This is a genomic window from Massilia sp. 2TAF26 (genome assembly GCF_052115005.1).
Taxonomy (GTDB): domain Bacteria; phylum Pseudomonadota; class Gammaproteobacteria; order Burkholderiales; family Burkholderiaceae_D; genus Telluria.
In genome coordinates this window covers 1-25,107 of the sequence record NZ_JBFRFV010000046.1, presented here as the reverse complement: position 1 = coordinate 25,107, position 25,107 = coordinate 1, and the positions used below count along the sequence as shown (strand labels likewise).

26 protein-coding genes and 3 pseudogenes are annotated in these 25,107 nt (G+C 56.3%); 3 read left to right on the top strand and 26 right to left on the bottom strand.

Annotation, left to right across the window (positions count from 1 at the left end):
* Positions 1–365: 365 nt before the first annotated feature.
* From AB4Z32_RS26400 to AB4Z32_RS26315, 18 genes and pseudogenes are all read right to left on the bottom strand, one after another.
* The gene (locus AB4Z32_RS26400; RefSeq protein ID WP_442124815.1) at positions 366–1,046 is read right to left on the bottom strand and encodes a hypothetical protein; all 681 of its coding nucleotides are present in this window, start codon (positions 1,044–1,046) and stop codon (positions 366–368) included.
* A gap of 717 nt (positions 1,047–1,763) precedes the next feature.
* On the bottom strand, positions 1,764–4,208 hold the full coding sequence (locus tag AB4Z32_RS26395) for a DUF262 domain-containing protein (protein WP_442124814.1): 2,445 nt from the start codon (positions 4,206–4,208) through the stop codon (positions 1,764–1,766).
* Between the two features lie 187 nt (positions 4,209–4,395).
* Positions 4,396–4,518, bottom strand: a pseudogene (locus AB4Z32_RS26390) (IS6 family transposase); the annotation flags it as partial.
* A 64-nt stretch (positions 4,519–4,582) separates the two neighbouring features.
* Entirely contained in the window at positions 4,583–4,960 is a 378-nt protein-coding gene (locus AB4Z32_RS26385) for a hypothetical protein (protein ID WP_442124813.1), read from the bottom strand.
* A 132-nt stretch (positions 4,961–5,092) separates the two neighbouring features.
* Complete coding sequence (locus tag AB4Z32_RS26380) at positions 5,093–5,653, bottom strand: hypothetical protein (protein ID WP_442124812.1); 561 nt, start codon at positions 5,651–5,653, stop codon at positions 5,093–5,095.
* Positions 5,654–5,711: 58 nt separating this feature from the next.
* Positions 5,712–6,110, bottom strand: a complete 399-nt coding sequence (locus AB4Z32_RS26375) for a hypothetical protein (protein ID WP_442124811.1) — start codon at positions 6,108–6,110, stop codon at positions 5,712–5,714.
* A gap of 15 nt (positions 6,111–6,125) precedes the next feature.
* Positions 6,126–6,293: a hypothetical protein gene (locus AB4Z32_RS26370; RefSeq protein ID WP_442124810.1), complete on the bottom strand. Its 168-nt coding sequence runs from the start codon at positions 6,291–6,293 to the stop codon at positions 6,126–6,128.
* Between the two features lie 9 nt (positions 6,294–6,302).
* A complete protein-coding gene (locus AB4Z32_RS26365) occupies positions 6,303–6,845 on the bottom strand; it encodes a hypothetical protein (protein ID WP_442124809.1) in 543 nt (180 codons plus the stop codon).
* A 21-nt stretch (positions 6,846–6,866) separates the two neighbouring features.
* Entirely contained in the window at positions 6,867–7,211 is a 345-nt protein-coding gene (locus AB4Z32_RS26360; protein ID WP_442124816.1) for a 4-fold beta flower protein, read from the bottom strand.
* Positions 7,212–7,345: 134 nt separating this feature from the next.
* Positions 7,346–7,606 carry a hypothetical protein gene (locus tag AB4Z32_RS26355; protein ID WP_442124808.1) on the bottom strand — a complete coding sequence of 87 codons (261 nt, stop codon included), beginning with the start codon at positions 7,604–7,606 and terminating at the stop codon, positions 7,346–7,348.
* 40 nt (positions 7,607–7,646) lie between these two features.
* Positions 7,647–8,360 (bottom strand): GIY-YIG nuclease family protein, encoded by a 714-nt coding sequence (locus AB4Z32_RS26350; protein ID WP_442124807.1) that lies wholly within the window; start codon positions 8,358–8,360, stop codon positions 7,647–7,649.
* Positions 8,361–8,390: 30 nt separating this feature from the next.
* Positions 8,391–8,678, bottom strand: a complete 288-nt coding sequence (locus AB4Z32_RS26345; RefSeq protein WP_442124806.1) for a hypothetical protein — start codon at positions 8,676–8,678, stop codon at positions 8,391–8,393.
* Between the two features lie 145 nt (positions 8,679–8,823).
* Positions 8,824–9,225 carry a surface-adhesin E family protein gene (locus tag AB4Z32_RS26340; protein WP_442124805.1) on the bottom strand — a complete coding sequence of 134 codons (402 nt, stop codon included), beginning with the start codon at positions 9,223–9,225 and terminating at the stop codon, positions 8,824–8,826.
* A gap of 59 nt (positions 9,226–9,284) precedes the next feature.
* Positions 9,285–9,566: a hypothetical protein gene (locus AB4Z32_RS26335; protein WP_442124804.1), complete on the bottom strand. Its 282-nt coding sequence runs from the start codon at positions 9,564–9,566 to the stop codon at positions 9,285–9,287.
* Between the two features lie 13 nt (positions 9,567–9,579).
* Positions 9,580–9,783, bottom strand: coding sequence for a hypothetical protein (locus AB4Z32_RS26330; RefSeq protein WP_442124803.1), 204 nt, complete (start codon positions 9,781–9,783; stop codon positions 9,580–9,582).
* Positions 9,784–10,396: 613 nt separating this feature from the next.
* Positions 10,397–10,612, bottom strand: a complete 216-nt coding sequence (locus AB4Z32_RS26325; RefSeq protein ID WP_442124802.1) for a hypothetical protein — start codon at positions 10,610–10,612, stop codon at positions 10,397–10,399.
* A gap of 610 nt (positions 10,613–11,222) precedes the next feature.
* Positions 11,223–11,774, bottom strand: coding sequence for a hypothetical protein (locus AB4Z32_RS26320; RefSeq protein WP_442124801.1), 552 nt, complete (start codon positions 11,772–11,774; stop codon positions 11,223–11,225).
* 351 nt (positions 11,775–12,125) lie between these two features.
* Positions 12,126–12,785, bottom strand: a complete 660-nt coding sequence (locus AB4Z32_RS26315; protein WP_442124800.1) for a tyrosine-type recombinase/integrase — start codon at positions 12,783–12,785, stop codon at positions 12,126–12,128.
* A 525-nt stretch (positions 12,786–13,310) separates the two neighbouring features.
* Here AB4Z32_RS26315 and AB4Z32_RS26310 point away from each other — a divergent pair.
* Both AB4Z32_RS26310 and AB4Z32_RS26305 read left to right on the top strand, forming a co-directional pair.
* Positions 13,311–13,565, top strand: coding sequence for a helix-turn-helix transcriptional regulator (locus tag AB4Z32_RS26310; protein WP_442124799.1), 255 nt, complete (start codon positions 13,311–13,313; stop codon positions 13,563–13,565).
* Between the two features lie 702 nt (positions 13,566–14,267).
* Positions 14,268–14,687 carry a hypothetical protein gene (locus AB4Z32_RS26305; RefSeq protein ID WP_442124798.1) on the top strand — a complete coding sequence of 140 codons (420 nt, stop codon included), beginning with the start codon at positions 14,268–14,270 and terminating at the stop codon, positions 14,685–14,687.
* Positions 14,688–14,718: 31 nt separating this feature from the next.
* Here AB4Z32_RS26305 and AB4Z32_RS26300 read toward each other — a convergent pair whose 3' ends face one another.
* The 8 genes and pseudogenes from AB4Z32_RS26300 to AB4Z32_RS26265 form a co-directional block, all read right to left on the bottom strand.
* On the bottom strand, positions 14,719–17,595 hold the full coding sequence (locus AB4Z32_RS26300) for an AAA family ATPase (protein ID WP_442124797.1): 2,877 nt from the start codon (positions 17,593–17,595) through the stop codon (positions 14,719–14,721).
* Positions 17,596–17,633: 38 nt separating this feature from the next.
* The gene (locus AB4Z32_RS26295; protein WP_442124796.1) at positions 17,634–18,605 is read right to left on the bottom strand and encodes a hypothetical protein; all 972 of its coding nucleotides are present in this window, start codon (positions 18,603–18,605) and stop codon (positions 17,634–17,636) included.
* A 109-nt stretch (positions 18,606–18,714) separates the two neighbouring features.
* Positions 18,715–19,707: a helix-turn-helix domain-containing protein gene (locus AB4Z32_RS26290; protein ID WP_442124795.1), complete on the bottom strand. Its 993-nt coding sequence runs from the start codon at positions 19,705–19,707 to the stop codon at positions 18,715–18,717.
* Positions 19,708–19,934: 227 nt separating this feature from the next.
* Entirely contained in the window at positions 19,935–22,358 is a 2,424-nt protein-coding gene (locus AB4Z32_RS26285; protein WP_442124794.1) for a TonB-dependent receptor, read from the bottom strand.
* 90 nt (positions 22,359–22,448) lie between these two features.
* Entirely contained in the window at positions 22,449–22,799 is a 351-nt protein-coding gene (locus AB4Z32_RS26280; protein WP_442124793.1) for a DUF4870 domain-containing protein, read from the bottom strand.
* 85 nt (positions 22,800–22,884) lie between these two features.
* Entirely contained in the window at positions 22,885–23,184 is a 300-nt protein-coding gene (locus AB4Z32_RS26275) for a hypothetical protein (RefSeq protein ID WP_442124792.1), read from the bottom strand.
* Positions 23,185–23,260: 76 nt separating this feature from the next.
* Positions 23,261–23,566 carry a hypothetical protein gene (locus AB4Z32_RS26270; protein WP_442124791.1) on the bottom strand — a complete coding sequence of 102 codons (306 nt, stop codon included), beginning with the start codon at positions 23,564–23,566 and terminating at the stop codon, positions 23,261–23,263.
* Between the two features lie 193 nt (positions 23,567–23,759).
* A pseudogene (locus AB4Z32_RS26265) lies at positions 23,760–24,735 on the bottom strand (IS481 family transposase).
* Positions 24,736–24,812: 77 nt separating this feature from the next.
* On the opposite strand from AB4Z32_RS26265, the pseudogene AB4Z32_RS26260 reads away from it, so the two are divergent.
* Positions 24,813–25,107, top strand: a pseudogene (locus tag AB4Z32_RS26260) (transposase); the annotation flags it as partial.

The following is a 25,107-nucleotide window of genomic DNA, read 5'->3' as shown; positions in this document are numbered from 1 at the left end:
TGGATGCGTGAACTCATGCTGCAAACTGCTCCTGGTGGGATTGATCACTGGGACTGCTGAACCCAGCAATCAAGTCAGCCAGCATAGCCTTTGCACGAAACAAAGGCCAGCTACGACGCGGAACATGATCACACGAAACTAAACAATTAGCTCGTTATTAGGCATCGGCATGCGCTACAGCGCCTCGAAGCAGTTCTCGCACGCAACGAAGTCATGGAACCCTGCACCGGCGCGACCAGCCTCGGTGTTGGACTGACATACCCGTTCTGATCCAGCGCGCCACGCCACGCCAACACGGACACTATTTCCAGTGTCGGAATTGCGCTTTTTTCCGTGCATTTTTCGATGTTAGCGAATGCCAAGCGCTACCCTGCTCTTTGACGGTACAGTTCGGCTAGCCTGAACGGGTCGACCGAGTTGGTCTTCGCCGCAAAATCCGCACCCACTAGCATTGGCGAGTGGCGGACTGCTAAGCGCATTCCAAACTCATCGGCACGGTGGACCAGGACGGGATCGAGAACATGCTCGGGCACGCGATAATATTTGATGAGCCGGTGCGCGAGGCCTGCGTCGACAATGATGTCATCACCCAAAGTGACCCACATGTGGAGGCGCTGGGATCCCTCTGTGGGGCGGGTAAGATACTCTTCCCGGATATTCTCGATGGTCGCGTCATATTCGAAGTTCTCCTGAATTACGACCTCGCCAACGACGAGATCAGCGTTATAGCCATCTCCTCGTAACAATGCGAAGAGGTGCGTTGCTAGGGTTTGACATGACGCTCCCCAATACCCGGGCACGATAGCGCGCAAATGAGGCAGATACTTCGTATTGCAAAGCTCGCGGACGGTCTCAAGTTCACAGTCAGACATAGGAGCATATTCGTCTACCGTAGGCAAAGGGGTCAATCCAAGGTGATCTGCTTCCGTTACCGCTGCGCCAAGCATGCGCCGATATTCATCCGAATGAGGTTTGAAGATGTCAGTCTTGGCGATTGCCTTTGCAACCCGCTCTTCCTTGCTACCTCGTAGTTTCGCTTGTCCCATTAACTATCTCTCGACGGCTACCGGCCTGATCGGGGCGCCGACCGACACCAATTTTTTCCTTGATCTAAACGACCGATTTCAAAAGGTTTGTGTGATCGCCTCATAGCCAACTCAGGCCATTGCCACCGGTTTGCGTTTTTCCGCTGTATAGTTGTTCGAGCTGTCGAGCAGTCAGAAGGCGGTTGGGGTGAAAGTAAAATCTCCCGCTGTACCGTACCCCATGCGGAAAGTAGCTGTCTCGTGGCCCGCCACCCGAACACGTGCCTCGACCATTCCCCCACCACACAAACCGTTCGGTTGCGCACTCAGAATATGATCGCCTGCCGGCAAATGGAGAACCACGCGTTCGGAAGGACGCAAATCAGCCGCTGGCTTCGCATCCACAAATAGCCGGGCACCGCACCCAGAGCCACCGAAGCCGCTGTCGCGCTTGACAGTCACCGCTCCGCGCCCATCCGCCTGCTGTAGAAGCTCCGGGGCGAGTATGCGATCGCGTGGAACGGGCACTGCCTCGGCAGTGCTCACGGGCTGTGTTGCGCAACCTGTAAGGGCCGACGCCATCAGGAGAAGAAGTGGCAGGGAACTGATTTTTTTCATTTGTTATTTTCTATCTTCGCCGGGACTGCTACAGTCCGCTTTTGAAGTTTTTAACACAGGTCTAGCCAGGCGCGAAACGAGAAGAGCGTTCCTTATTGCCGCCTTGGCTGCCCAGCGGGGTCAGGCGCCGTACACGCCGTCGATCTTCCGTGCCCAGTCGCGCATCAGATGCAGGGTCGTTGCCAAATCCTGCACCCAGAGATACGAGCCGCTGTAGTCGGTATGGACGTGAAGCAAATCCGGATCGCAACCATGCTGCCGGGCGAACGCGTGTTTATCGAACCCCTGGGGCGCCTTGGCCACCGTGTCGCGCCCCGTATGTTTCGGAAACCGATATAGGCACGAAAACGGAACCTTCCGTCCCCATAGCGCCTCGCTCATGAGTCCGATGAACTCGCCACGCCAGCCTATGCGCAGGGTTTTTCGCTCCTCGTTCGGTCCCTGAGTCGTGGTTGCAACCGTAAAGCCTTGCGCCACCAAGGCCTGGATAACCTGTTGTGCAAACGCGTTTGGCGGATTTCCTGTGTAGCGCGCGAGTGCAGGCACTTCGCCGGATTGGTGCTGGGCTGCTGGGGCAATCGTCCGGTCCAGTGCGCCCATCAGGGGCAACTGCGCCGACGCTTGCACGGCAGCGGCCGGTCGATGGCGCTGCAATGAAGCCGCCTCGACCTGCGGCAACGTCGGCCAGATCTGGATCAACTGGCCGCAAAGATAGGCGGTACGCCGTTCGATCGCCGCTTCGTTCCAATGGTCCGCTTCCGCCCCATGGAAATACTGGGTGAGATTTAGCTTGCTGAACTTGGTCAGCTCGGGACGCTTCTTGGACCAGGCAGCGTTCTGCAGGGACGGGTTCAGGCTAGCCGTGATCAGCGTCAGGTTGCCGAGCGTATTGACCAAGCGGTCACGCCGTTGCTGGGCCTTTTGCTGTTTGATCGGGTCGAGTGCCCCCGTGTCGGAGTTCGTGAATTCCGTTTTGTCTAGCGGCCAGTGTTCGGTCCAGGCCTGCGGCATCACATGTTCGATCGTCAGCCCCGAAGGCAAGGGCTGGACTTCGCTCTTGCTGGTGTGCGCATGTGCATCGAGTGCTTCCAAGATGGCCCGCACTTTCGGTTGCGCCAGCCGGTTGTAGAGCGGCAGATCCGCAATGGCCATCGAGAGGGATTGGTCGTCGGGGTAGCGGATACTGTCCGCAATGCTCTTCGCCATGTGTTCGGCGACGGCCACCGCGTCCAGCACGCCGTTGCGATCGATATTCCGGATCAGATCGACAAAGTAACGGTTATAGTGCTTGCTGGTAAGATTGCAGATCATTCGTCGCATCAGGTACGACTCCAGCAGGACTAAAATCCTGTCGAATTCGGCACTTGCATGAGGCACGAGCTCGGCATGCGCGTAGAGCAGGAACGGAAACACCGTGGTCGTATCGACCGCACCCAGCCGCCGTAGGAAGGTTTCCAGGCGAGCATGGTTGCCCTCCGCATAGAAGGCCTTGAACACGGCGGCGTAGCGCGATAGCTGAGCGATGTGTTCGGACGCCGTCCTGGGCACCACCAGCAGCGAGCCCGGGAGCGATTCGGACTGCATGACGAACGCCTTGAATGCATTGAACAAATGCGAGGCCTTGACCTCTTCGCGCGTCATCATCGTCAGGTAGTGGCTGATGAAAACGTCCACACGCGGACGGAAGATGCGGCCTTGCTTGACCTCCTCACGCCACCAGGTCGTTTCAAACTCGCGCCAGTGATCGTCGTACAGCTTTTCCACATTTTCGCCGTCCGAAGCCGCCCGGCGGAACAGGAAGTTCTTGATCAGGTCGGCCGGCAGCAAGTCTTCGCCGCGCGCATTCAGCGTCTCAAAAATGACCTGGGTTTCATCATCCTTGTCGAGATCGATCACGACCACCTGCAGGCAATCCTTCACGACGTGCCAGAGCGAATCGAAGCGGTCATCAATGGATTTCCTGGATAGCACTTCCACATCGGCATCGTCGTCCAGTTCGCCTTCGAACCAGCACGTCAGGCGGCCGTGAAAGTAGCGGTAGGCGCCGATAATATTGTTCGAGCGCTCGTCGAATTCCGGACGGTGCTTGAGCGCCAACTCCAGCTTCTCAAGCGAGCCCGCCTGGTGTACCAGCCGGAAGGCGGCGCGATTGCTGTTCGTCGGCCAGACTTTGAAAACCTCGTCATCGTGATCGATCTTACTGCGGCGGTTCGCCACCAAGTCGGTGAAACGCTCGATGTACTTACTAGCGTTGTGGTGGCACGCCAGGTCTCGCGCAGCCATCAGAAACAATTGCAAGGTGGTGAACCGCTGCTGTCCGTCAATGACCTGGCGGCTCTCGATAGAGCCCGTCGAATTGGCAAGCTGTTCGAGCACGACCGCGCCGAGAAAATGCGCATGGACCTTCGCACCACGGAAATGCCGCTCGAGCAGCGTCTGGATGTCCTCCCACAGCGGCTCCCAGTTCTCGTCTTTCTTCCACACGTAGGGACGCTGGAACAGCGGGACTTGATAGGTGATGGTTTGGTCAAAAATCCGTTCGAGCTTGCGGGTATTGGCTTCCATTGTCTTTTTCGTCGTCCCTGGACGCTATGAGAATGGTGGAAGTTTACACTGTGGATGCTTGTGTAAGGGAAAACAATCTGACATCGACCAGATTGCCAACGCCGTACTGGAGTCCGAGGCACCGCAAGACGGCTCCGGTGCAAATTCCGCGTAAGTGGCGAGCGGCCTGCTCATATGTGCAGGTAGGTCACGCAGCCAGGACCGCTGCCCAGATTTCGGGCGTAGTTTGCCCCTGAGTGGCCCAGACACGAAGGTCGAACTGTTCTTTACGAATACGATGCATGAGCTCGACGCCTCGAATTGTCGTGATGGTCAGATTAATGCTTTATTACGTCGAGCAAGTGCAAAGTACAGCTCAGTGTTTTCCGTTCTGGCTACCATAGGGCGCCAATGGCACCGAAGATCACGCCCGGGACAAACAGCGCGATGAATACGACATCGCGGAGGTGCTCATCCAAGCGGGACTTCTTGTAGGACTCGTTTCTCTCGGTCACGCCGAACCATGTGCCCCAAGCTCCGAAGAACCCTCCAAAAGTGCCGAACACCTTATTCCATGCAACCGGCCCCGACCATTGGATGCGTCCCGCTAACGTTGCCACAACTACGGCCAGCGCGATCGCTAGACCGCTGCCCACCAATGACTGAACCACGTGCCTCCTGAATGGCCTCGCGTATTCAGTACTGCCGGTGCCGGCAAGGCATTCGTAACGCGAGTGGTTGAACACGATGAAGTAGAGACCTTTGAGAACCATGCGCTTTTCCCTTGAATTGAACGACCATTAGGTCACTGGTCTGCACCAACGATATTACTTCCGCTGTCACATAGCCGTGTTCGCTTTTATCATGCGGTTCCCACTCGATTTCGATCATATTTTTCCTTCGCACTAGTTCTCTGGGCAAGCAAAGTTCTCGCCAGCCCCGGTAGCGATTAGTCCAAAAGCCTTACTCACCTCAACGGAACGAGTTTCGCTAGTAGCAAAAAAATCATTGAGTTGGCGAACATAGTAATTGGCGTCAAAATTGACACTACATCCTTTCGCTCTCATTCGTGAGATAACGTTCGACATAGTTTCTAATTTAACTACGGCTGATTTCTTTACCCACTCGTTACCGGTTTCGTAAGCTGCTACATGTGAGTCTGACACGGTCGCTACAGTATCTCCAACCCTTGCTGGCTCGTCTCTTGCTGCAGCTTTTGCTTCTCTCGAATCGGACACGACTGAGGTTTCTTCTCCTGGATGTGGCCTAGTCACGCTGCTTCTGTATTGAATGAACAGTGCATAAAGAAGAGAAATCAAGATTAAGACACCTATAGCCTTTACGCCTTCAATCCGACTAGCGAAAGTTGGGTTCGGCGCTGTAAAGTTCCCAATTGCCGAAGCTAAACAACCAAGGATTGACATGACAAAAAACAAATGCAGTCCGAATACAATTAGTGTCGACATTTTTTCCCTAGTTTCGATGTTCGAAAACGACCTCGCTGCAACGTGCTCGTTTTCCTACTCATCTGCGGTGGAATCTGAAGACATATCGGTCGCCATCGATCTCGACAACCTTACCGACTAATTCATCCCGAAGAAAAAACTCTTTTCGAACGGTGCTAGCATCCTCTCCAGCTTCAACACGTTCAACCTGATCTGTCTTCACAATAACTAGGCGCACCGGGGACTGCTCTTCGAAAGCCTTGCGAACGTTGATCCTAAACTCATTATTCCCATGTCCTGTCCAGCGTTCGAAACCATCGGCGAACTCCATTGTTCCGGTAGGCCCCTTACGGTAGTGGTGATCCCATAGGCTTACAATGAGCTCGCCAGCTGGCGACCATGCGGAAACCGACCATTGCGGATTGCGCAGTGTTGCCTTATACCGTGCGAATGCTTCTGTAATTCCAAGACGTCCCATAGTCCTTTTCCGTTCTCAACCGCCGAGGTTCGTAAGGCGGGTAGCGAATTTTTTTCTTAGATGGTCGAGCGCACCTTCAAGTTCGGAAATGCGGTCGCTCATGATTCGCAGCTCTTTGCTGTGTTCTTCTCGGACCTTCTCGACTTGGGCAGCAACCATCATTTCGACTTCTTCTCGCGTCATAATCATTTCCTATTCGTTAGCAGTGACCAGGAACTCGGCAACCCAAGTGCTCAATACTGCGGCTACTGTTGAAATAACCGCTAAGGTAGTTGCTTGAATCTGCGGGTTGCTGAACCAGCTTACGAGCGCGGTCGTGAGAGCGACCATGTTCCGAATTTTCTTGAAACTTTTCACCGGGCCGGCGATCGCTTCAAACGCTAGCATGCCTCTCAATATCACGACAGCTACGAGCTTCGGCATAGCTCCCACAAGCCGTCCCAAGCGCGTTGGCGTATAGCTCTGTCCATTGTGAGGATAGGGATAGTGGTATTTCAGCAAGCCTAAATCGACGCATGTCCAGAACAACCGAGCGACGTGTTCCTGCAACCACGGGTCAGCATCACGAAGCTCCATAATGATGGGCTCTTCCGATTGCAGAATGAAACTCGCTTCGGTTTCACGGTCTCTCGGCACCGGAGTACCGAGTGTGCGGACATACCGCATCCAGTCGACAACGATACTCACCTTTTCGGCCGTGCCTAGGTTGATTTGTCTGAATGCGTTACGGTCCATCCTTTTACCTCGGACCTCTCGCTACCGATCAAAGTACGCTGCAGGCTCGTACGCTGACCACCCACCACGCCCTGGCCTACCGGGCGCGCCTGTAAATCCAGGTCTGCCAGGCGTGCCTGCAAAACCCGGCATGCCAGGCACACCCGCTAGTCCAGGTGTCGGAGGGGTGGGGCCGGTGTGATCGCTCGTGAACGCTAACGCCGAATTGCGGTGATCGTAAATTACGCCGCCTTCAAACCAGCCGATGTGCTTCCCTCGAAGGGAGTAGACATTCCCGTTTTTGATCCATCCTGCAGCGATGCCGCGTTCGTCGCGGACGGTGTCGCTGTCAAGGATGAGGCAATGTCTGCCATTTTTGTTGTACATCCAGTTTGCCATTAGTTTCCTTAATCGGCCGGCATCGCGCCGACCCTCCTCAATGCCACAGCCGCGTCGAGCGCGGCGTGGGTACTGCTGGGTCTTTTCCTTGGTGGCATGAGTTCAGACGGTTACACCTGCTGTCACTCTTTATATGGACCGATGACCTTCTTAGGAAGCGTCCAGAAGAGCACGAGAATCCCGCCCCCAACAATACCGATCTCGGAGAGTAAAGCTCGAAGCTCGGTCGAGCGAAAGTACAACGAACCGTAAGCAACAAGTCCGGTGGTGAGCAGAATCCAGCCGATAATCGACAGCAGGTTGTACGACACCAAAACCCTCCCCGCCGGAGTGTCTTTCACGACTAGGTGGTCGACCAGATCATTCATCGAATAGCGCTTCATATTTTTCCTTACATTTAGCTCAGCGTTCCAAGTGCGCCTATTAATTTTGTATAGAAACCGGCTTCCCAAGCATCTTGATCGCTGCGATGTCGGCGGGAGAAAGGTCGAACCATTCTCCTTCGAGCCGCTTTGCATGGTATTGCCGGTGTAGGTCGCGCTCTGCGAACGAGTAGTCTTCAAACCACGCATAATGCTCGACCGCGATCGGAAATGGCAATTTCACCTCGAACAGCCGAGTCCTACTCTTGACGTTTACACTCTTGCCGATCTTTACACCGTAGGGAGAGCGTACGAGATACACGTATCCGCCTGTCGGCGTGTCGGACGGACGTCTTTCTGCTGTCGTACGCAAGCTTGATCTAGCAGTGGGCACAGTTAAATCTGGAAAATGCTCTGCAAATGTCGATGCCAACATATAGCGCTGTGCCACGTCGGCGGCAAAGCTAAAAAAGGGTTTCGCTTGTGTCCAAAACCGCCGCCCGGAAGGATTTGGTCTGTAGCGTAAATCTACGGAAACCCATTGGACTGCAGCCCCTTCGGGCCCTACGCGCAGAACTACTCCAAGACGAGTCGCAACGCCGAGCTGAGCGTCCTGATCCCAAGAGGCCAGCACTATACCGTAGCGCGGTTTGATGATCGCAATGAAATCGACCGGTCCGGTAATCAAACCTTCTTCTCCGCCACTCACCTCCTCTAGCGCGGCCGGAGAGATACGAACAAACTTGGAAATGCGTATTCCACTTTTATCGGTCACGCTGCACCTCTTTTCCGTTCTCTGTAAATATCACCGCTTAGGGCAGTACGCTTGGAACATCGCAAGCTGGTTACCCACGATCTCGTCGATTGGCACTGAGAACATGTGTTTGCCTTCTTTATATCGCGTGACGAATTCTTGGGCACGCTTTTTGTCTTCGGCCATCAAACGTTGGCCTCCGACTGATGCGGTCGCAGCACTTGGACATTCGAATTCGGCAAGAATTTTTTCTGCACGTGTAAGTGCCTCATCGGAAGGCTGTAAGCAACCTGCTAAAAAAGCGGCCAGCAGGACAGAAAGCAACATATTCGGTTTCATTCTTTTTCTTTCTCAATCCCGACTATCGGTCGAGTCGGGCGCCTTTCGGCACAATGTTGTTCCTTGCACTAGAGCTTGCCGAACATCCAGCGTACAGAATCCCGCGACAGCTACCAACCGAAGCATCGTGTTTTTCGGGTAGAAGTTACTTTTTCTTCACTGCCGCACAGGCAAACTGCAACATCAGTTCGCCCGCGCTTTCTGGCGTAACGCGATGCCACTTTTCTGCATCATCGGACATAAAGAGCAAGTCCCCAAAACCATTTGGTTGCGAAAACGATCTTGCCGTAAGATTTCTTGTTTGTCGTTTCGCGCAGTCGAACTCGCGGAATTGAACCTGAGAACGGTCTCCAGTCTTGAGTTTTTCGTGATTGGTCAACACCCACATTTTGACAAAGTTGCCTTCCCTACTGGCGGTCTGCATATCGGCAAAGAGTTCGACGCCGTCGCCACCGTCTTCGTGGACGCGGAACCAGCGGTCTTTTGCCGAAGCTGACGAAACCGAGACGCAGGCGAGCACGGCAATTAATGCGGCCTTTTTGAGCATTTATCCTCCAGATTCCTGGCCAAGCGCTGCGCCCGACCGTTTCAATGCTCCCGCCCGCTCTACGCTGCGGGGTTCGAAGGATAGATGCGCAGTGCGACCTCCAGCAGCGCAGGAATACCGCGCCTGTGCAGTTCAGCCATGAGGTGCAACCTGTCGGCAAAAGCCGAGTTTTTCTCCCGCATGTCGCGTTCATGTCCGAAATAGTCGCGCACAGTGGCGTAGGTGACTTTCGCTTCAGTGTGCGTGCCTGCCCAATGGTGGAGGGAACGGAGCTGCTCGACGGTCATGCCTGCTCGCTCCAAGTAGTCCAAATCTTCGAGAAGTTGCTCCGCTTTTGTCATATGTTTTCCGAGGTCAGCCGTTGTTTGAGTGAGGACCAGACATCAGGCCTTTAGTCAACGCCCTCGCAGCGGCTTCATTGAGCCAGTCCACGACAACAGCGGCCTGTTCAGGAGCGATTAGCACGACAGACGGCTCGTCCATGCCAGCCGGCTGTGTGATTGCAATCGTTCCGTCATTGCGAAGCTCAACCGATAATTCAAACATCTGCTTATGCATAGTTTTTCCTTTCAAATCAGCCCAGGTTGCATGCTTGGTCAATAATGCGTCAGCCCGGTCGGTCCAGCAGGATGTGCTGCTGAGCGCTGTCGTCTTTACTCTTCTGCAGAGCTGTAAGCGCGACCATTGCTATAGTTCGTTCCGTAATACCCTTCTCCTCGCAATAAGCCGATGTCAGCCAAGCGCGGAGTGGCTGTTTGCCCTTGCTGGAATTACAGCTCCCGCAACAAAGTGCAATATTTTCAAGGCTAACCATTAGCGGATCGTTGACAATATGTTCCCAAGATGGACAAGTCTTCCTGCCCTCATACGGCGCAGCAAAGATGTGCCGACAGTAGACACATTGGAGGTCGCGCTTGATCACCTGCATAGCAAGGTCCCGCGGGATACTCCATTTCGCAGCGGTACGAGTCAAGAGGGTGTAGTCCGTCTTGTATTCGACGCATGCTTGATTGGTACTGCCGTTTGTCATCCTCGTCGTTTTCCTTCCGTTTCGACACTGACGTTGGCGCCCATATTGGCCGGGCGCCGGCGTCATTGTCGGGAGCCTTTTCCTTCCAGTCGTCATCGACTTACTGCTGCCGCCACTCGGGCAGCAGGGATAAGGCGACGTCTACGGCAACCAGGGCATATTGGCGAATTCTTTTGCAAACTCGGCAGCGGCTATTTCCAGCGCTTCTTTCTGGCTCAGGTCGACGTCTTCGTCCTTTGCGTAGGCGCGGAACTTTTCTGTAATATCGGCGCCCACTGAATTAGTGACTTTGTTCAGAATAACTTTCGACGCCGAATCGCCAATGGTAACGTCCACGCTGAGAACTACGCTGCTCATGTTCTTCATCCAACCCCTGAATCCGCGAGGTGCCGGTTGGGCAATTGCCCTATGTGAGACTGTGTTTGATTTGCTCTGCCAAGTCAGTCGCCCGCGTTCGTGACCAAAACCTCAAGTGCTTCGTGGTCAGTAACGTCCCCGTAAAGTCACTTCCGAGCAAAGGGATAACGGCTTGTTGAGTGTCATCACCGTGCGCCAGGACGACCTTCGGCCCGATTGTGCGCAGTAAGAACTGGAACACGGAAGTGTCTCGTTCACATTCGGACAAGTCCTCCGCACGATGGCTAGCTTTCGAATAAAGGTTCGTCTCGAGCATTCTCACTCCCGGAAGGTTCTCGAGAATCCAGCTGAGCATGGTGCGCGTGTTACTCAGTTGTCTCTTCCCTCTCGAGGCGCGTTCTTGGCGATACGCCTTCTCCCATCGTGCCTTGCTGTACCCGACACTACGCTCCCAGAACTCCCAAAAATCAAGGTTCGTCGTGGCATTAAACCCAACAATGAAGACTGTACACTCGAGCGGAGAGCCATCACACACGAATGGCCTCAAGTCAGTAGGGCGGCCAACGAGTGCCTCCAGCTCCTCTTCAAAAGCACGGATATGCATCAGAACTTACTTCGTGAGGGACAATCCATTCAGTGCTTTTGAGATGCGCCGCAACTCATCCTGAATGTCGTAATTCGAAATCTCTTGAATCCTCTCGTCAATGTGCTGATAGTATTCGGTCGCAGCCCTCAGCCTACCGCCCTGCTTGTTCAACTTCGGCTCAATGACTTCGATAAGTATTCCTTCAATTTCATTCAATGCATCCGAGTACTTGAAACCAGAAACTCCCGAGTCGACCGCCTGTTGGTTGCTGAGCTTTCCATCACAATTCACGTCGCGGAAGCCGACCCAACTGAAGTACTCCCAACGGTTCCATAAAGCACCATCCATGTGATTCCTCAGGCGAGTGAACAGAGTGGCGTTGCCATTGCCCGCCTGGCCGACATATACGATTGATTGGTTTCTATCGTAGAGAACATAGACGCCGATTTGGTCGCGAAAATCAGCTACCAGTTTCCCGGCATAGCCCTTCAAGTGGCCGGCGTTTCCATCTCCGCCCGATCCTCGATAGATGTACTTGCGCTCCCAAAGGAAGCCAAAGTTCTTGATGATTGGCATAGGTCTCCTCTTTGAATTTGACAGCCCTTCAGGCTCTTGTGGCCGCAGAACAAAACCAAGTTCTTGAACTCTGCGACATTCTTCCGGATGTAGGCATCAATCACGCGCTCTGCCGCATGCTCCAACTTTCTTTGCTCAGTCCTTCTTCGGCCCAAACTTGTTAGCGCGCTTGGAGTCCGATTTCTTCACTCCGTGGGGAGGCAGGTACACTTTGCGATTCCCAGAAGGTTTCAAAGTCTCAGTTTTCTTACTGCCGAGGCCAAACAACTTACCAAGAAAAGACATAGCAAACTCCTTTGTGTAGTGGCCACTGGACCGCCGCGAAGCGCCAAAGTGGCGAAATTTCATTTATCAAATTACGCCTGCGACGATTAAACCAAGTCGCACAGGATCAGCATCGATCAGCCGCTTTGTTGCGGTCAAGGTTTCATGGCCCAACAGCTCGTTAATATGCCGAAGGTCGAAGCCCTTATTCGCCAGGCGCACAGCAAACGTCCTCCGGCCGGACATTGCACTTGCGCCCTCGATACCAGCCTGCAGATGTAGTTTGCGGAAGAACTGGCTTAGGGAGTCACAGGAATAGCTAGCACCACCGCTACCAGTGCGGCGCTCGATGAGCTTGTACGGGTCACCATCGCCGGTAAGGAACAGTGGCCCATGTGGATCCAGGCCCCGATACTCTGTGGCCATAGGTGTAAGCCCATGCCGGTACACGATCCGGTAAGTCAGGTAGGCGTCGATCGCTTTCGCAACTTTGGCATTGGACCAGTAAACCGGTCGCTCCTTGCCGTTGTACGCGATGCGAGCATCGACGCATGACTTCACGCGGATTGAGCCGTCCGCGTTCAGGTATGCGCGCACTGGCAACCTGGCGATTTCTGTCAGCATCATGCCAGTGCCGTACAGAGTTGTAAGAAGTGCTACGTTACGCAAAGGAGATTCGCCTGAGATAGCGGCGACTTTGAGCAGATGGCGTAGTCTGCCTTCTTCAATGTAGGGCGCCTTTGCCATGCGTTTTACGTCCCTTATGTGTTTTGTTCAGAGGCAGATTTTGAACAGAGTACGCCAAAACGTTCCTGTTAGCAAGCTAACAAGCGAAGTCCTCGGAAAAGTATGTAATCAATACGCGGCTGCATTGCGCTACCATGCATCGGACATCTCGGCTCACTCAATGAGCGATAGCTCAAAGTTCGTCATGACGAACCGGGAGAAGTTGAGACGTGCACTACAGCATCCGCAGTCCCGAAGGACGAGGACCATTGTTAATCTCGAAGAGATTAACAATACGAGACGCCAGTCTATCCTGCCCTCCAAAAACCAAATCCAAAACCCTGCTTTCAACACGTCGACCCGAGTTTAATGACGCTTGCATAAGCGTCAGCGCAATGCTGGGCTCGCTACCGACGGCACACTGCAATCTGCATCGCAGCCGCGCTAACTGAGCCGTATAGTCATCGGCTTTACAACGCGGTAACACCTGCTCAATCCGGCTACATAGCTGCGATCCTTCTTTCCACTCTCACTTTGGAGGCGTACATGGATCAGCAAACAGTCAATGTTTCGGTTGAACGCCGTGCGTCGAGCAATCGTGCCGACGTTCGGTTCCTCAGACTGAAGGAGGTACTTGCCATCTGCGGTAAGTCGCGAAGTAGCGTCTATGACGCAATAAAGAAAGGAGACTTCCCGAAACCTGTGAAGCTCAGCGGTAGGTCGTCCGCCTGGATCAAAAGCGAAGTGGAACAGTGGGCAGTCGATTGCATTCGCGCCAGCCGACAGGACTCAAGGCCTTGAGGCACGGGCCATCGACCACAAACGGACGCGGTACACGACAGACAAACAGGCCAAAAGTTCGTCATGACGAACTCCTGAGATTTCGTCATGACGAAATTTATGCTTGCAATCCAGATGCCAGGCAACGCACCGGATTTCGTCGCGACGAAATTTTAGGTCCGATCAGCCGCGATGCCAGCCATCCCGTCATATCGAACAAAGCGAACCTGAACCAGCAGCGCGGGTCAAACCTATGCCACGAGCTTCCGCAAACGAAAACCGCACCCATACCCTAAACGGCTGTGTATCCATGAGTGTACCCACGTCACAGATGAGCTTGCCACGAAAACCCAGCAGCCACGCAGCCGCCGGCGAGCTCATCGATTCCGGCCGGAGCACCAAAAGCAAGTATTAAGCAGTCCAGGAAAGCCCACTGAACCCGCGACTCTCATAGTGAGAACGCGGGTTTTTTGTTCGTCAAGCGTAAGGTCCGTTGCGCTTACGTTTCCTGGCCGGAGCCTGACCTCATTTCGCGCGGATATGACTTTTTCCGGTTCCAGACAGTTTCGTGATGCGCGCGCCTACATGCCTTGTCCTGGATCGGCACTGACCTAGACTGAAATACCGCAAGGGCAATACCGGCTTTGCGGCATCCGACGCCCGCCACGAGGCTGATTCGGCGTGACGCCTGTCCAAAGGCTTCTGCTTTGTGAAGGAACGATCATGCGCCCCCTATCTCTCCTGATTCCCGCATTCCTGCTGGCGCTTGCCACTGGCGCCAGTGCGCAGACCCAACCCTACCCACGGCCCGATACTGCGCCGATCTCGACCGTGACGGTGACGGCCCCGGCCAGGACGGTCCGGCTCATGCCTGACGAAGTCAGGCAGATCGCCGGAACCTATGACATGGCGAATGGCTGGCGGCTGGAAGTGCGCGGCAAGCCAGAATACATCGACGCGACCATCGATATGGAAAAACCGATGCGGCTCAAAGCAGTGTCGAAGAACAAGTTCGTCTCCGGCGACGGCAACGTGGTCATGGAATTCAACCAGGGCACGGGCGACGACATGAAGATGAGCTATGTACCCGACCCCAGCAAACCATCGATGGTGTCGATACCCGCGCAGAAGGCCAAGCGCTGAGCGCCGCATCGGGCACGGAAGCTGCTATCCCTTATGCCACCGACGCCAGTTCGATGTCTGCCGGGTCGATACCGTCGACCGGCGCAAGCTCGTCGATGCCGATACGAAGGGCTTGCTGTTCGATTGTCGCTTCGAACAGGCTGCGCATGACCCTGGCATTGCCAAAATTCGGATCGCCGGCGGCGAGCAGGCGTTCCGTGATCTGGAGGAGCAAGCCCTCGCCTTCGCTGCTGAGCCGGTAGCCATGCGTATTGGCCAGGCACTGGAAGATATGCGAGAGTTCGAAAGCCGAGTAGTCGTCGAATTCGATATAGCGAGTGAAACGGGATGCGAGGCCCGGGTTCGATTCGACAAATTGCGTCATCCTGTCCGTGTAGCCCGCGACGATGACTGCCAGCCGGTTCCGGTTGTCCTCCATTTCCTTCAGCAAGGTATCGATCGCTTCCGGGCCGAAATCGTTGGTGTTCGCTCCCACGAGCGTGTACGCCTCGTCGATGAACAGCACGCCGCCATACGCTTCTTCGATTTTCGCCTTGGTTCGCTGCGCGGTCTGGCCGATATAACCGGCGACCAGATCGGAACGCTGCACCTCGACCACATGCCCTTTTTCGAGTAGACCGAGTGCGGCATACAGTTCACCGACCAGCCGCGCGACTGTCGTCTTCCCAGTCCCCGGGCTGCCGGTGAAGACCAGGTGCAGCGACACCGGTGTCCAACCCATTCCCGCTTCGCGCCGGCGCTCCTGCGCCCGCACCAGGCTGGCAAGCTTGCGGATCTCGGCCTTCACCGATTTGAGACCGGTAAGGGCATCGAGTTTCGCGAGCAGGCCTTCGAAATTCAGCTCGCCCTGGCGGCCGATGACCGGCAAGTCCTGGTCCTCGAGAATCAGGGGGTCCGCCTGCGGCTGGGTGCGCAGGCGCCCCGCCTGGCGTTCGATCGTGGCGTCGAGATAGCTCCGCACGTCGCGCGCATTGCCAAAGTGCTTGCCCTTTGTACGCACCATCTGTTCGAAGGTATGGTTGGCGCGCATCGTGGCCTCTGCGGTCAGGCGGAACTGGCGCGAAGTGACCATGGAGGCGAATATCTGGCAGAGCTCCGCCGCGGCATAGTCGGGAAAATCGATGTAGCGATTGAATCGCGATTTCATCCCCGGATTGGCGTCGAAAAAGGACCGCATTTCCCTTTCGTAGCCCGCGACGATCACCGCCATCGTACCGCGCCGGTCCTCGATTTCCTTCATCAGGGTCGTAATGGCCTCGGGACCGAAATCTCGCGGCGAGTCCGGCACATAAAGCGTATATGCCTCATCGATGAAGAGAACGCCATCTTTGGCCGCGTCGACGATCTTGCGGGTCTTTGGCGCGGTCTCGCCGATGTGCTGGCCAACGAGCCCGCTGCGTTCGGTCTCCACGAGCTGTCCCTGCTTGAGCAGGCCCAGGGCCGCAAATATCTTGCCGATGATGCGCGCCACGGTGGTTTTGCCTGTGCCCGGGTTTCCCGTGAAGACCAGGTTCAAGGCGATGACGTTTGCGGCGACGCCCGCCTCTGCGCGACGGCGCTCGGCCTCGACCAGGTCGATCAGCTTCGACACTTCACTCTTCACCGACTCAAGCCCCTGGAGCGCATTGAGTTCGGTCATTGCGACAGCCAGGGCCATATTGTCACGCAAGTCGCAGTGCTGCAGGTCGATGCCGGCTTCGGGATCGCGGCTCAACCTGCCGGCGGCATGGCCGCTGATACGGCAGTTGATGGCTTTGATCTGGGACTTTCCTTCGGCCAGCAGCCCATATCCCTTACCGCCGTTGAGTACGCAATCGAGCAGCTTGAGCTGGGCGGAATCCTCGGTTTCCACGTTCGCGCCGGCAGTGAATTCGATCGACGTTCCGTTGACCGATGCAACGCTCTCGTTCCTCAGCCACAATCCGTTCGAATTGGTGTCGGCGATACGTCCACCCGACATGGTGAGCTTCGCTTTCTCGGTCGCGACCACGGCCGGATATTTGGGCCCGCCACCCAGCAATTCGCAATCCGTGAGCGTGGCCTGGGCGGTTTCACGCACCCAGACCGCGCCCTTGGCGCCGCCGCTTATCCGGCATTTGGACGCCTTGAGGCTCGCTTGCTGCTGAAGCACGAATCCCGTTTCGCGACCGTCGCTGAGGTCGGCGTCCGTGACCTCGACCTGCGCATTGCCTCGCAGGCTCAACGCCACCTGCACCGCTCTTTCGATGTGGAGCGTATTGATCGACGCGGTCGCATTCCCCTCGACGACGATTCCGCCGCCGGTGGACTTCAGGGCGCGCACGTTGGCCATGACATTCCCGCGCAGGCTCAAGGCAGGTTTTGCCGTGTTGTCGATCGTGACCTGCTCGATCGACAAACCGCCAGTCCCGTCCGCAACGATGGCGCCGCCAGCCAGGATCACGCCTTTCATCTCCGCGTTCGCATGCTGTAGCGACAGGGTGTCGCCGTTCGCACCATCCCAGCGTACGTTGTGCATGTGCAGGCTTGCAGGCTTGCCTGCTGCGCCGACGGCCCGGATCTCGCCTTTGCCGTGGCCCTGCCGGATCGAGATCCGGCCATTGGCCCTTACTGTCAGCACGACGTCGGGGGTGAAGATGCAATGCTCGAAGTTCGCCTCGCACCCTTCCAGTACGAGGACTGTCGACGCGATCGTTACCTCGCGGAAGGCTACCTGTGCAGCGCCGCCGATCTTGATCGGATCTCGCAGGACCACGGATTCGCCGGGTGCGCGGGGCGCAAGTGTGATGGATTTGTCGAGGTTCAGTTCCGTGCCGGACTGCCGATGTTCGGATGCGATGCTCAGCGTCTCTCCAGACTCGACCTTGAGCAGCGCTTCGCTCAAGGTCTTGGGGGAGAACAGGCCATAGCCGACTTTTCGAATGCGCATGGGTTGGTAAGCGAGAGCGTATTTCAAGGACGAAGAAATCAGTCTTTCTGGGGGAAGAATTCCCTCTGAGCCGCCAGCAAGGAGGTATGTGCCATCGGCTCTTCCTTCATCCGGTCGACAGTGAAGAGGATGCGCCTGGACTTGGGATCCTCTACCGCGAGCCCATCGACGACGAAAAATGTCACGTAATCGGAATTACCCATCCCGGCATTCGATCCAACGACATGTCCAAGATAATAAGTCGGCAATTGGACCATGTTCCCATTGCCATACTTCGACTGTTCCCTCAACGGTGCCAATGCCGCCTCGATTGCGCGAGCTTCGGCTTCGCTTTTCGGCGTATAGAAATGCGAACCGGTATTGCTGTATTCGCCGCCAATAAACGTTGCGCCCCAGGTCTGGCGGGGATGGTTTTTCCCGTGCGGCTTCTCCCATGCGAACGACGATGTATCGGGTATGCCGAAGTTGATTTCGAAACGGTTTTTTTCCGCGTCATACCGGCCCAGACTGACCATTTGCTGGTTTTCGTTCTCTTTCGAGAAATAGAATGCATGGAGTTTTTTCTCCTGCGCCTCGCGGTAAGCTTTTTCCAAAGCCGGCTTTTGCTGCTTCACGATATCCGCACGCTTGAAGCTGTCCTGCTCTGCACGGTACTCTTCAAGGTAGTCATAGGCGAGCAGGGCGTCATCCCGTTTCGCGCCGGACCAGAACAGCTGGCGATACTTGTAGGCTTCGGCGGCGATGGCTTCGTCACCCGAGACCCTGAAACCACTCGAGACATTCTTGACCTGATACTGATCGAACGGACGCAGGGGTTCACGTGCCAGCAGGACATTTCCGTAATCGTCACGCCGGATTTTTTCGCTCGAAACCACGGCCGAGCTTTCGGGCTTTGCTTGATTGTTTTCTTTTTTGGCGCATCCCGACGCCAGGGCAAGGGTCAGGCCGATGCCGACGAAGAGATAGCCGGTACGAATTCGAATAGCGGATTGTGCAGATTCAGGAAACATGTCATTGATTGCATGGTTATCGATATGCAATCATATGAAGCGAACAATCCCGCTACAATAGAACACATGTCCCATGCCATCGTGGAACATGCGGCAGCGGCAGCTTGTCTCAGGCTGGAGCAGCCATTGCCGCGGCCAGGGCTGTCTTGTTCGACACGCCGAGCTTGCGATAGACCGAATGAAGCTGGTTCCTCACGGTGGCCGGCGCCACGTCGATCAGTTTTGCAATTTCCTTGTATTGCATTCCGCGCACAGCGAGCATGGCAACGCGCGATTCGGCGGCGGTAAGACCAGCGCTCCTGTTTTCGATCTTATTTATTTTCAGGCAAAGCATCCCATTCAATATTTCAGCACGAATTGCAATTTTCTTTCCGACGAATACTTTTGCACTGGCCGACTCAAGCGCGTCCATCAGGGGGCGCGGCAGGAAAGGTGGACTCCATTCCCGCCATTCGGTCTGCAGCAATTGACTCGTCTCGTCGTCGACGAAATACACCTGTCCCATCAACGAGCTGAGAACCATCGCGCTGGATGCCGGCACAGTTGCCGCAGCCGATTTGAAACGCCGGTTGATCTCCCTGGCCTGTATGAAATGGGGAATAAAAACATTGGCATCTTCTTCCTGCTGGGCCGTATAGCCGTTCCGGCTGTTGGACCGCCACAAGCCCAGTGTCGGCACGGCGCAACCGAATGTTTTTTCAGACACAAAAGCAAGGGAATGGGCGGTTTCGTATTTGCGGCAATACGAGAGCACATGCGGGTCGCGTGCGGTTGCTGCGATGTCGGCGACGACGCTCCGGCCACGCTGCCGAAATGCACTGACCAGCGTATCGTCCTGACTGGTCAGGGCACCATTTTGCGCCAGGGCCTCCTGCCCCACTGCCGCGCTACGGTCTTGAAACCGTTCGATCGGCGTCGACTCGAGATACAGGGTCTGGACGACAATCTTGCCGGTTGCCGCGACCTGCAGGTCGGCCAGGGCGCAGGCATCGAAGGCGACCACTTGTTTCATTTCCTGCAGCGCAGATTTGTTGAATTCCGCCAGACTGCAGTCCTGTGCGCGCTCATAGATGCCAATCAGTGATTTATTAAGCGCATGCATTTCGGCTCATTGACCCGGACAGTGTTTGTTACTGATCCCGAACGACTACGACGTCGTATCTTGGCAGTCCTGAAAAACTATTTCACTAAAAACAAGTGAAGATAATAATTCAATAATATCATTCTTGCTAGTAGATCATGCTCATTGCCTGCAAGTAGATATCACGGAGCCGCCCACCCGTAAATGGCAGCCATTGGAAGAGCATCGGTTTGCTCGGCCGGCGGGATCTACAGGCGCCCGCGCAACTCGAGCGCGATCGTGCGCGGCCTGGTGGCGTAGGCATAGGGTGAGCCGACCACCGCGCCCAGCGTGCTGACCGTCAGATACTGCTTGTTGGTCAGATTGTTCACGACCAGGCCCACGCCCCAGTTGCCGGATGCTGCCGACCAGCCAAGGCGTGCATTGACCTTCTCGCGCGCCACGCCGGCACTGCCGCCAATCGTGCAGGTGCCTTGGGCTGTCGTGTCGGCATTGCAGCGCTGTTTGCCGATGTAGCCGAGCATCGTGTTGAAATCCGCCGTCCCTCCCCACAGCGGCCAGCGCGCGCCGGTGCCGACACTGGCGCTCAGGCGCGGTGCGCCGGCTGGCTGGCCGTCCAGCCTGACGCCGGTCGGTGACACGTAATGCGCATACGTCTGGTCGAGGTAGGCCAGCGTGCCGGTCAGGCGCCAGATGTGGCTGAGCCGCCACTGCGCCCCCAGTTCGGCACCGGTGGCGCGCTGATCGCTGTTGACGACCTGGTAGCTGGGCACGCCGGCCGAGGCATTGGAGGGCACCAGGGTCAGGCTTTGCAGCTTGGTGAAATCGTAATGGAAGACCGAGGCGTCGTAGGACAGGCCCAGCGATCGCACCTGGCCTTTGATGCCGATTTCGGAATTCGTCACCAGCTCCTCGTCATAATGCCCATTCACGCCCACGGCGTCGAAGCCGCCCGCCAGATAGCCCTTGCTCCATGACGCATACGCCATGTGGTCTGGCGCCAACCGGCGGTCCAGCACGAGGCGCGGGCTGAAATTCCGCCAGCTTTTCGATGACGCGAACGGCATCGTGCTCGAGACCGCGTTGTTGAACTCGACATTGCGTGCGACGACTGCCTGCAACGATGACGCCTGTTGCGGCGTCAGCAGCCGCGTCGCGACCGCGGTCGAAAATAGCTTCGCCTGTTGCAAAACGGCGAGGCGGGCATCGAGTTCGGGAGCAGTACGCGGCGGGTTGTACCAGCTGAACCGTTTATCGTCGCGCGTGAAGCGGCCGCCGAAGCTTAGCCTGGTGGTCGGACCGATGCGCCAGATCGCATCGCCGTACACCGCCCAGGCACGATATGCGCCTTTGTCGTGGATGCTCTCGCGCCATGGCAGCCCGGCCAGGCTCAGCCCCTTCAGCGCCGTGTTGCCGGTAGCGGCGCCAAGGCCTTGGGACAAGCTGGTCAAGGTGGCATACGGCGCGATGCCGGCGGCGTGGCTGATCAGTGTATCCAGTGAACTGGTGGTCACATCGACGTTTTCCATCTCGGTGACGCGCTCGCGGTAGGCGCTGACGCCAGCCACCCAATCGAGCACGCTCGTCTGGCCATTGAGCTTCAACTCCTGTTGCCAGGTCGAGTTCGACTCGATATTCCCGGTGCCGAGATAAGCGGCCGGATTCGCCGAAGCGTCGTTATCCATCCAGTTCTGGGTGTTGAAATGGCGGTAGGCGCTCATGCTGCTTAGCGTCGCGAAGCGTAATGGCACCGTGACGCGCAAGGTGACGCCATCGAAGGTGCGCGACTGCAGGCTTGGCGAAGCGTCGTTGAACAACGGCTGCTTGAACAGGTCGGCCGGGGCTGCCGGTCGTCCGAAGTCGATCTTCCCGGCGTTCAGGGAAAACACTGGCGGCCCGGATTCGCGCATCACTTCGTGTTCCCAACCGAGGATGGCGTCGACGTCGTCGCCCTTCCAGCGCAGTGCGACGCGCAGGCCCCGGTCGCCGTCGTCGCCCATGCGCCTGCCGTCGTAGTTGTTACGGACCCAGCCGTCGTCCTGCTGGCCGATCGCCGAGATGCGCAGCGCCAGTCCTTTGGCCAAAGGCGTGTTGTAGACCGCTTCCGCAAAGATGGCACTGCGCGGGCCGCCCCGTACCAGGCCGGTGGCTTCGCGCCGGTCGACCGGATCGTTGCTGACGATGAGAATCGCACCGGCCGCCGCATTGCGCCCGAACAGCGTGCCCTGCGGTCCTTTCAGAACTTCCACCCGCTTGATGTCGTTGAAGTTCAGGACCGAGCCGCCGGTCTTGCCGGTGTAGACGCCATCGATGTAGATACCCACCGGCGAATCCGTACCGATACCGAAGTCCTGCGTACCGATACCGCGCAGGTAGATCATCGGGCGGGTCGATTGCGCCATGTCGACCGACAGTCCGGGCACGAAGGCGTCCATATCCGCCAGGTTGCTCACGCCGACGTCCCTGAGCGTATCGCCCGCCAGCGTCTGCATGGCAATCGGCACATCCTGGATCTGCTGGCTGCGGCTCTGGGCGCTCACGGTCACCACAGGCGTGCCGTCCTGGGCGTGAACGATGTCCGGCGCGGCCGCGGTCATGCCGAGGGCGGCGAGCGCGCGGCCGACTACAAGGACGACCCTGCGTAAGGGCACGCGCCGTTGACTCGACTTCACTGGATTCCTACGTTTGATTTAATAATGAAAACTTAATATTTCAAGTTTCATATCATACCATCGGAAAGACAGCAAAATCTATTGCATTGCCTAGGCCTTGACGAAGCGAATGGTCAAGGGATAACGGTAATCGACGCCATTGCTTGCCTTCACCGCCGCCATGATCGACAGGATCAGATTGGCCAGCATGACAAACCAGATGAGGAAGAGACCAATCAATATGAACGACAGCAGGAAACACATGAAATAAGCGATCATCAGAGTCAACTGAAAATTCAGGGCTTCGCGTGCATGATGAACGGTGAATTCATCATCCGACCCTTTCTTGATCAGGTAAACGACGAGCGGGGCAAGCCAGCTGAAAAAAAGGCCGCCGATATGGACCAGGATCGCAACCGTTTTATCCTGGCGAACGACACTGGAAGCTGCTGTATTTTGCATACGAATCCTCGTTATAGTCTTCTGTTATTGTTCGAATCTTTCGGGCGTGACACGCGTCGGATACCGCCCGATTCCCGCGACCCGGTCAGTTCGTAATCACCCATCCGTCGCTGGCCTTCACGAATCGCGCGGGCACGATCTTTTTTCCGCCCTTGCCGCTGAGTTCGATATCGCAACGATAGGCATTGTCACCGTCGTCCTTGCAGCCGATTTTTTTCACCTCGGGCACCTCCGATTGGAAAGAGCCACCAAAACCGATATTCGCCATCTGGCGATTGCTGTCTTCGACGGATTTCTTGACCGCCTTGTTCATGTCGCTTTCGGATGGCCCCTTCCCGCATCCAGCCAGGGAAATTGCCGCCACAAGTACAAGCATTTTCTTCATCGAGTTCTCCTACCAGGATTGGCCGAGTCATTGATCGGCGGCTTCCGAAACCATCAGTACATTGACCGCTTTGATATCAGGCTTTCGGCGTGCAGGTCGGCGGATTGACGATCCCGGCGCTCAACAGATTCCCGCCGTTGAGCGTGCAGGAATACTCCTTCTTGCCGTCCACCCGCACCACGACAAAGGTATTGGTGCCTTCGGTGCGGCGATTGATCAGGGTGACCGCGTCGGGGCTGTAGCCGAGCGTTCCCGCCACTTTCGACTGGATCTCGCTGTCGGAGATGAAATTCGTCTTTTCAGCGATGGTCGAGCATGCCGAAAGCATTGCGAGCATCGCGAGGATGCCTGCCGATCGACGGATGGTCGGAGACTGGTGCATTCGAATATCCTTAAAATTGAATGGTGACGATTCAGCGCGTGCGCGACCTGCGGTTCTTTATCAGGAAAATCATGGCGCAAAGCGCTGGCTGCTTGTCGGATTATAAATTTCCGATCTCGGCGAGCATATAGAACACATGTCCTAAATGGTCGTGATCTTGCGCCGCTATTCCCGGACACAGCCTGATGCTTAGTTAGCTGTCGAGTCCCGTTTGATCATAGACGCATTTGACGAATAACTCGGGCCGCTTTTGTTGCCATTCCTTGAGAGCGAGGATAGGCGTTTTGCTGCCGATGGCGCGTTGTGGAATATGGTGGTTGTACAGCTTCAGACAGTTCAGCAAAGTGGCCTGCAGGTCGGTCCGGCTATCGAAACGGGTCTGCTGCAGCAATTCATTGATGCGCCCGTTGAAGCGCTCAACCATGCCATTGGTTTGCGGGTGGCGCGGCGGCGCCAGGCGATGTTCGGCGGGCAGAGCTGCGTAGGCGACGTCGAAAGCATGCTTGCCGCTGGGTTTCTTGTCTTTGGTGGCGAAACGGTCAGTAAATTGCGAGCCGTTGTCGGTGAGGATCTTGCGGATCTTGATGGGCGAAGCCAACTTGAGCCGACGCAGGAAATCGACGCTGCTCGCCTCGGTCATGTCGCCGTAGATGTGCATGAAAACTCAGCGCGTCGCACGGTCGATGGCGGCGAACAGGTAACGTCGCGAGGTCTCGTCCGGCATCTGCGGCAGGTACTTGATGTCGATGTGGATGAAACCGGGTTCGTAGTCCTTAAAGGTCTTCTTCGGCGTGATCTTCTCTCCCTCGGCCGTCGCAATCAAGTCCGTCAGGCGACATGCCTTCACGCTTTAGCAGGCGCGCAATGCCCGCGCGCGAGACGGACGGATTGATGTACTGCTTGGTAATGAACAGCAGGTCGTCGAGCGGCAGGAAGAGCGACTCGCGCAGTGCCAGGACAATGGATTCCTGGGCTTGGCTCAAGGTCGTATGCAGCGTGTGAGCGCGGTGCGAGCGATCCTGTACGTCATCGCGTCCCAACCACTTCTGTGCAATGGCTCGCGTGATGTTGAAAACCCTGGCGGCTTCTCTGGAAGACAGGCCCGAATCCTTGATCTCCTGGCAGATCTTCGGTGTGGTGCGGGCCTGCGGATGAATGCGTGAACTCATGCTGCCAACTGCTCCTGTGAATCGCCACCACTACGCTAGATACTCCTGAGTCATAATTCTAGCCAAAAGGAGTCAACATGAGTGGAAAGCGGTACACGGAAGAATTCAAGATCGCGGCGGTCAAGCAAGTGACTGATCGTGGACACCCAGCGGCCGAGGTGGCCGAGCGTCTTGGGTGAGCATTCATAGCATTTATGCCTGGACGAAGCTTTACAGCGTCCCCGAGGATGAGCGCAAGGCGCAGGACGCACAGGCCGACGAGGTAAAACGCCTGAAGGCCGAACTCAAGCGCATTACCGAGGAGCGCGACATCTTGCGAAAGGCCGCGGCGTACTTTGCCAAGGCGTCAGGGTAAGGTACGCCTTCATTCAT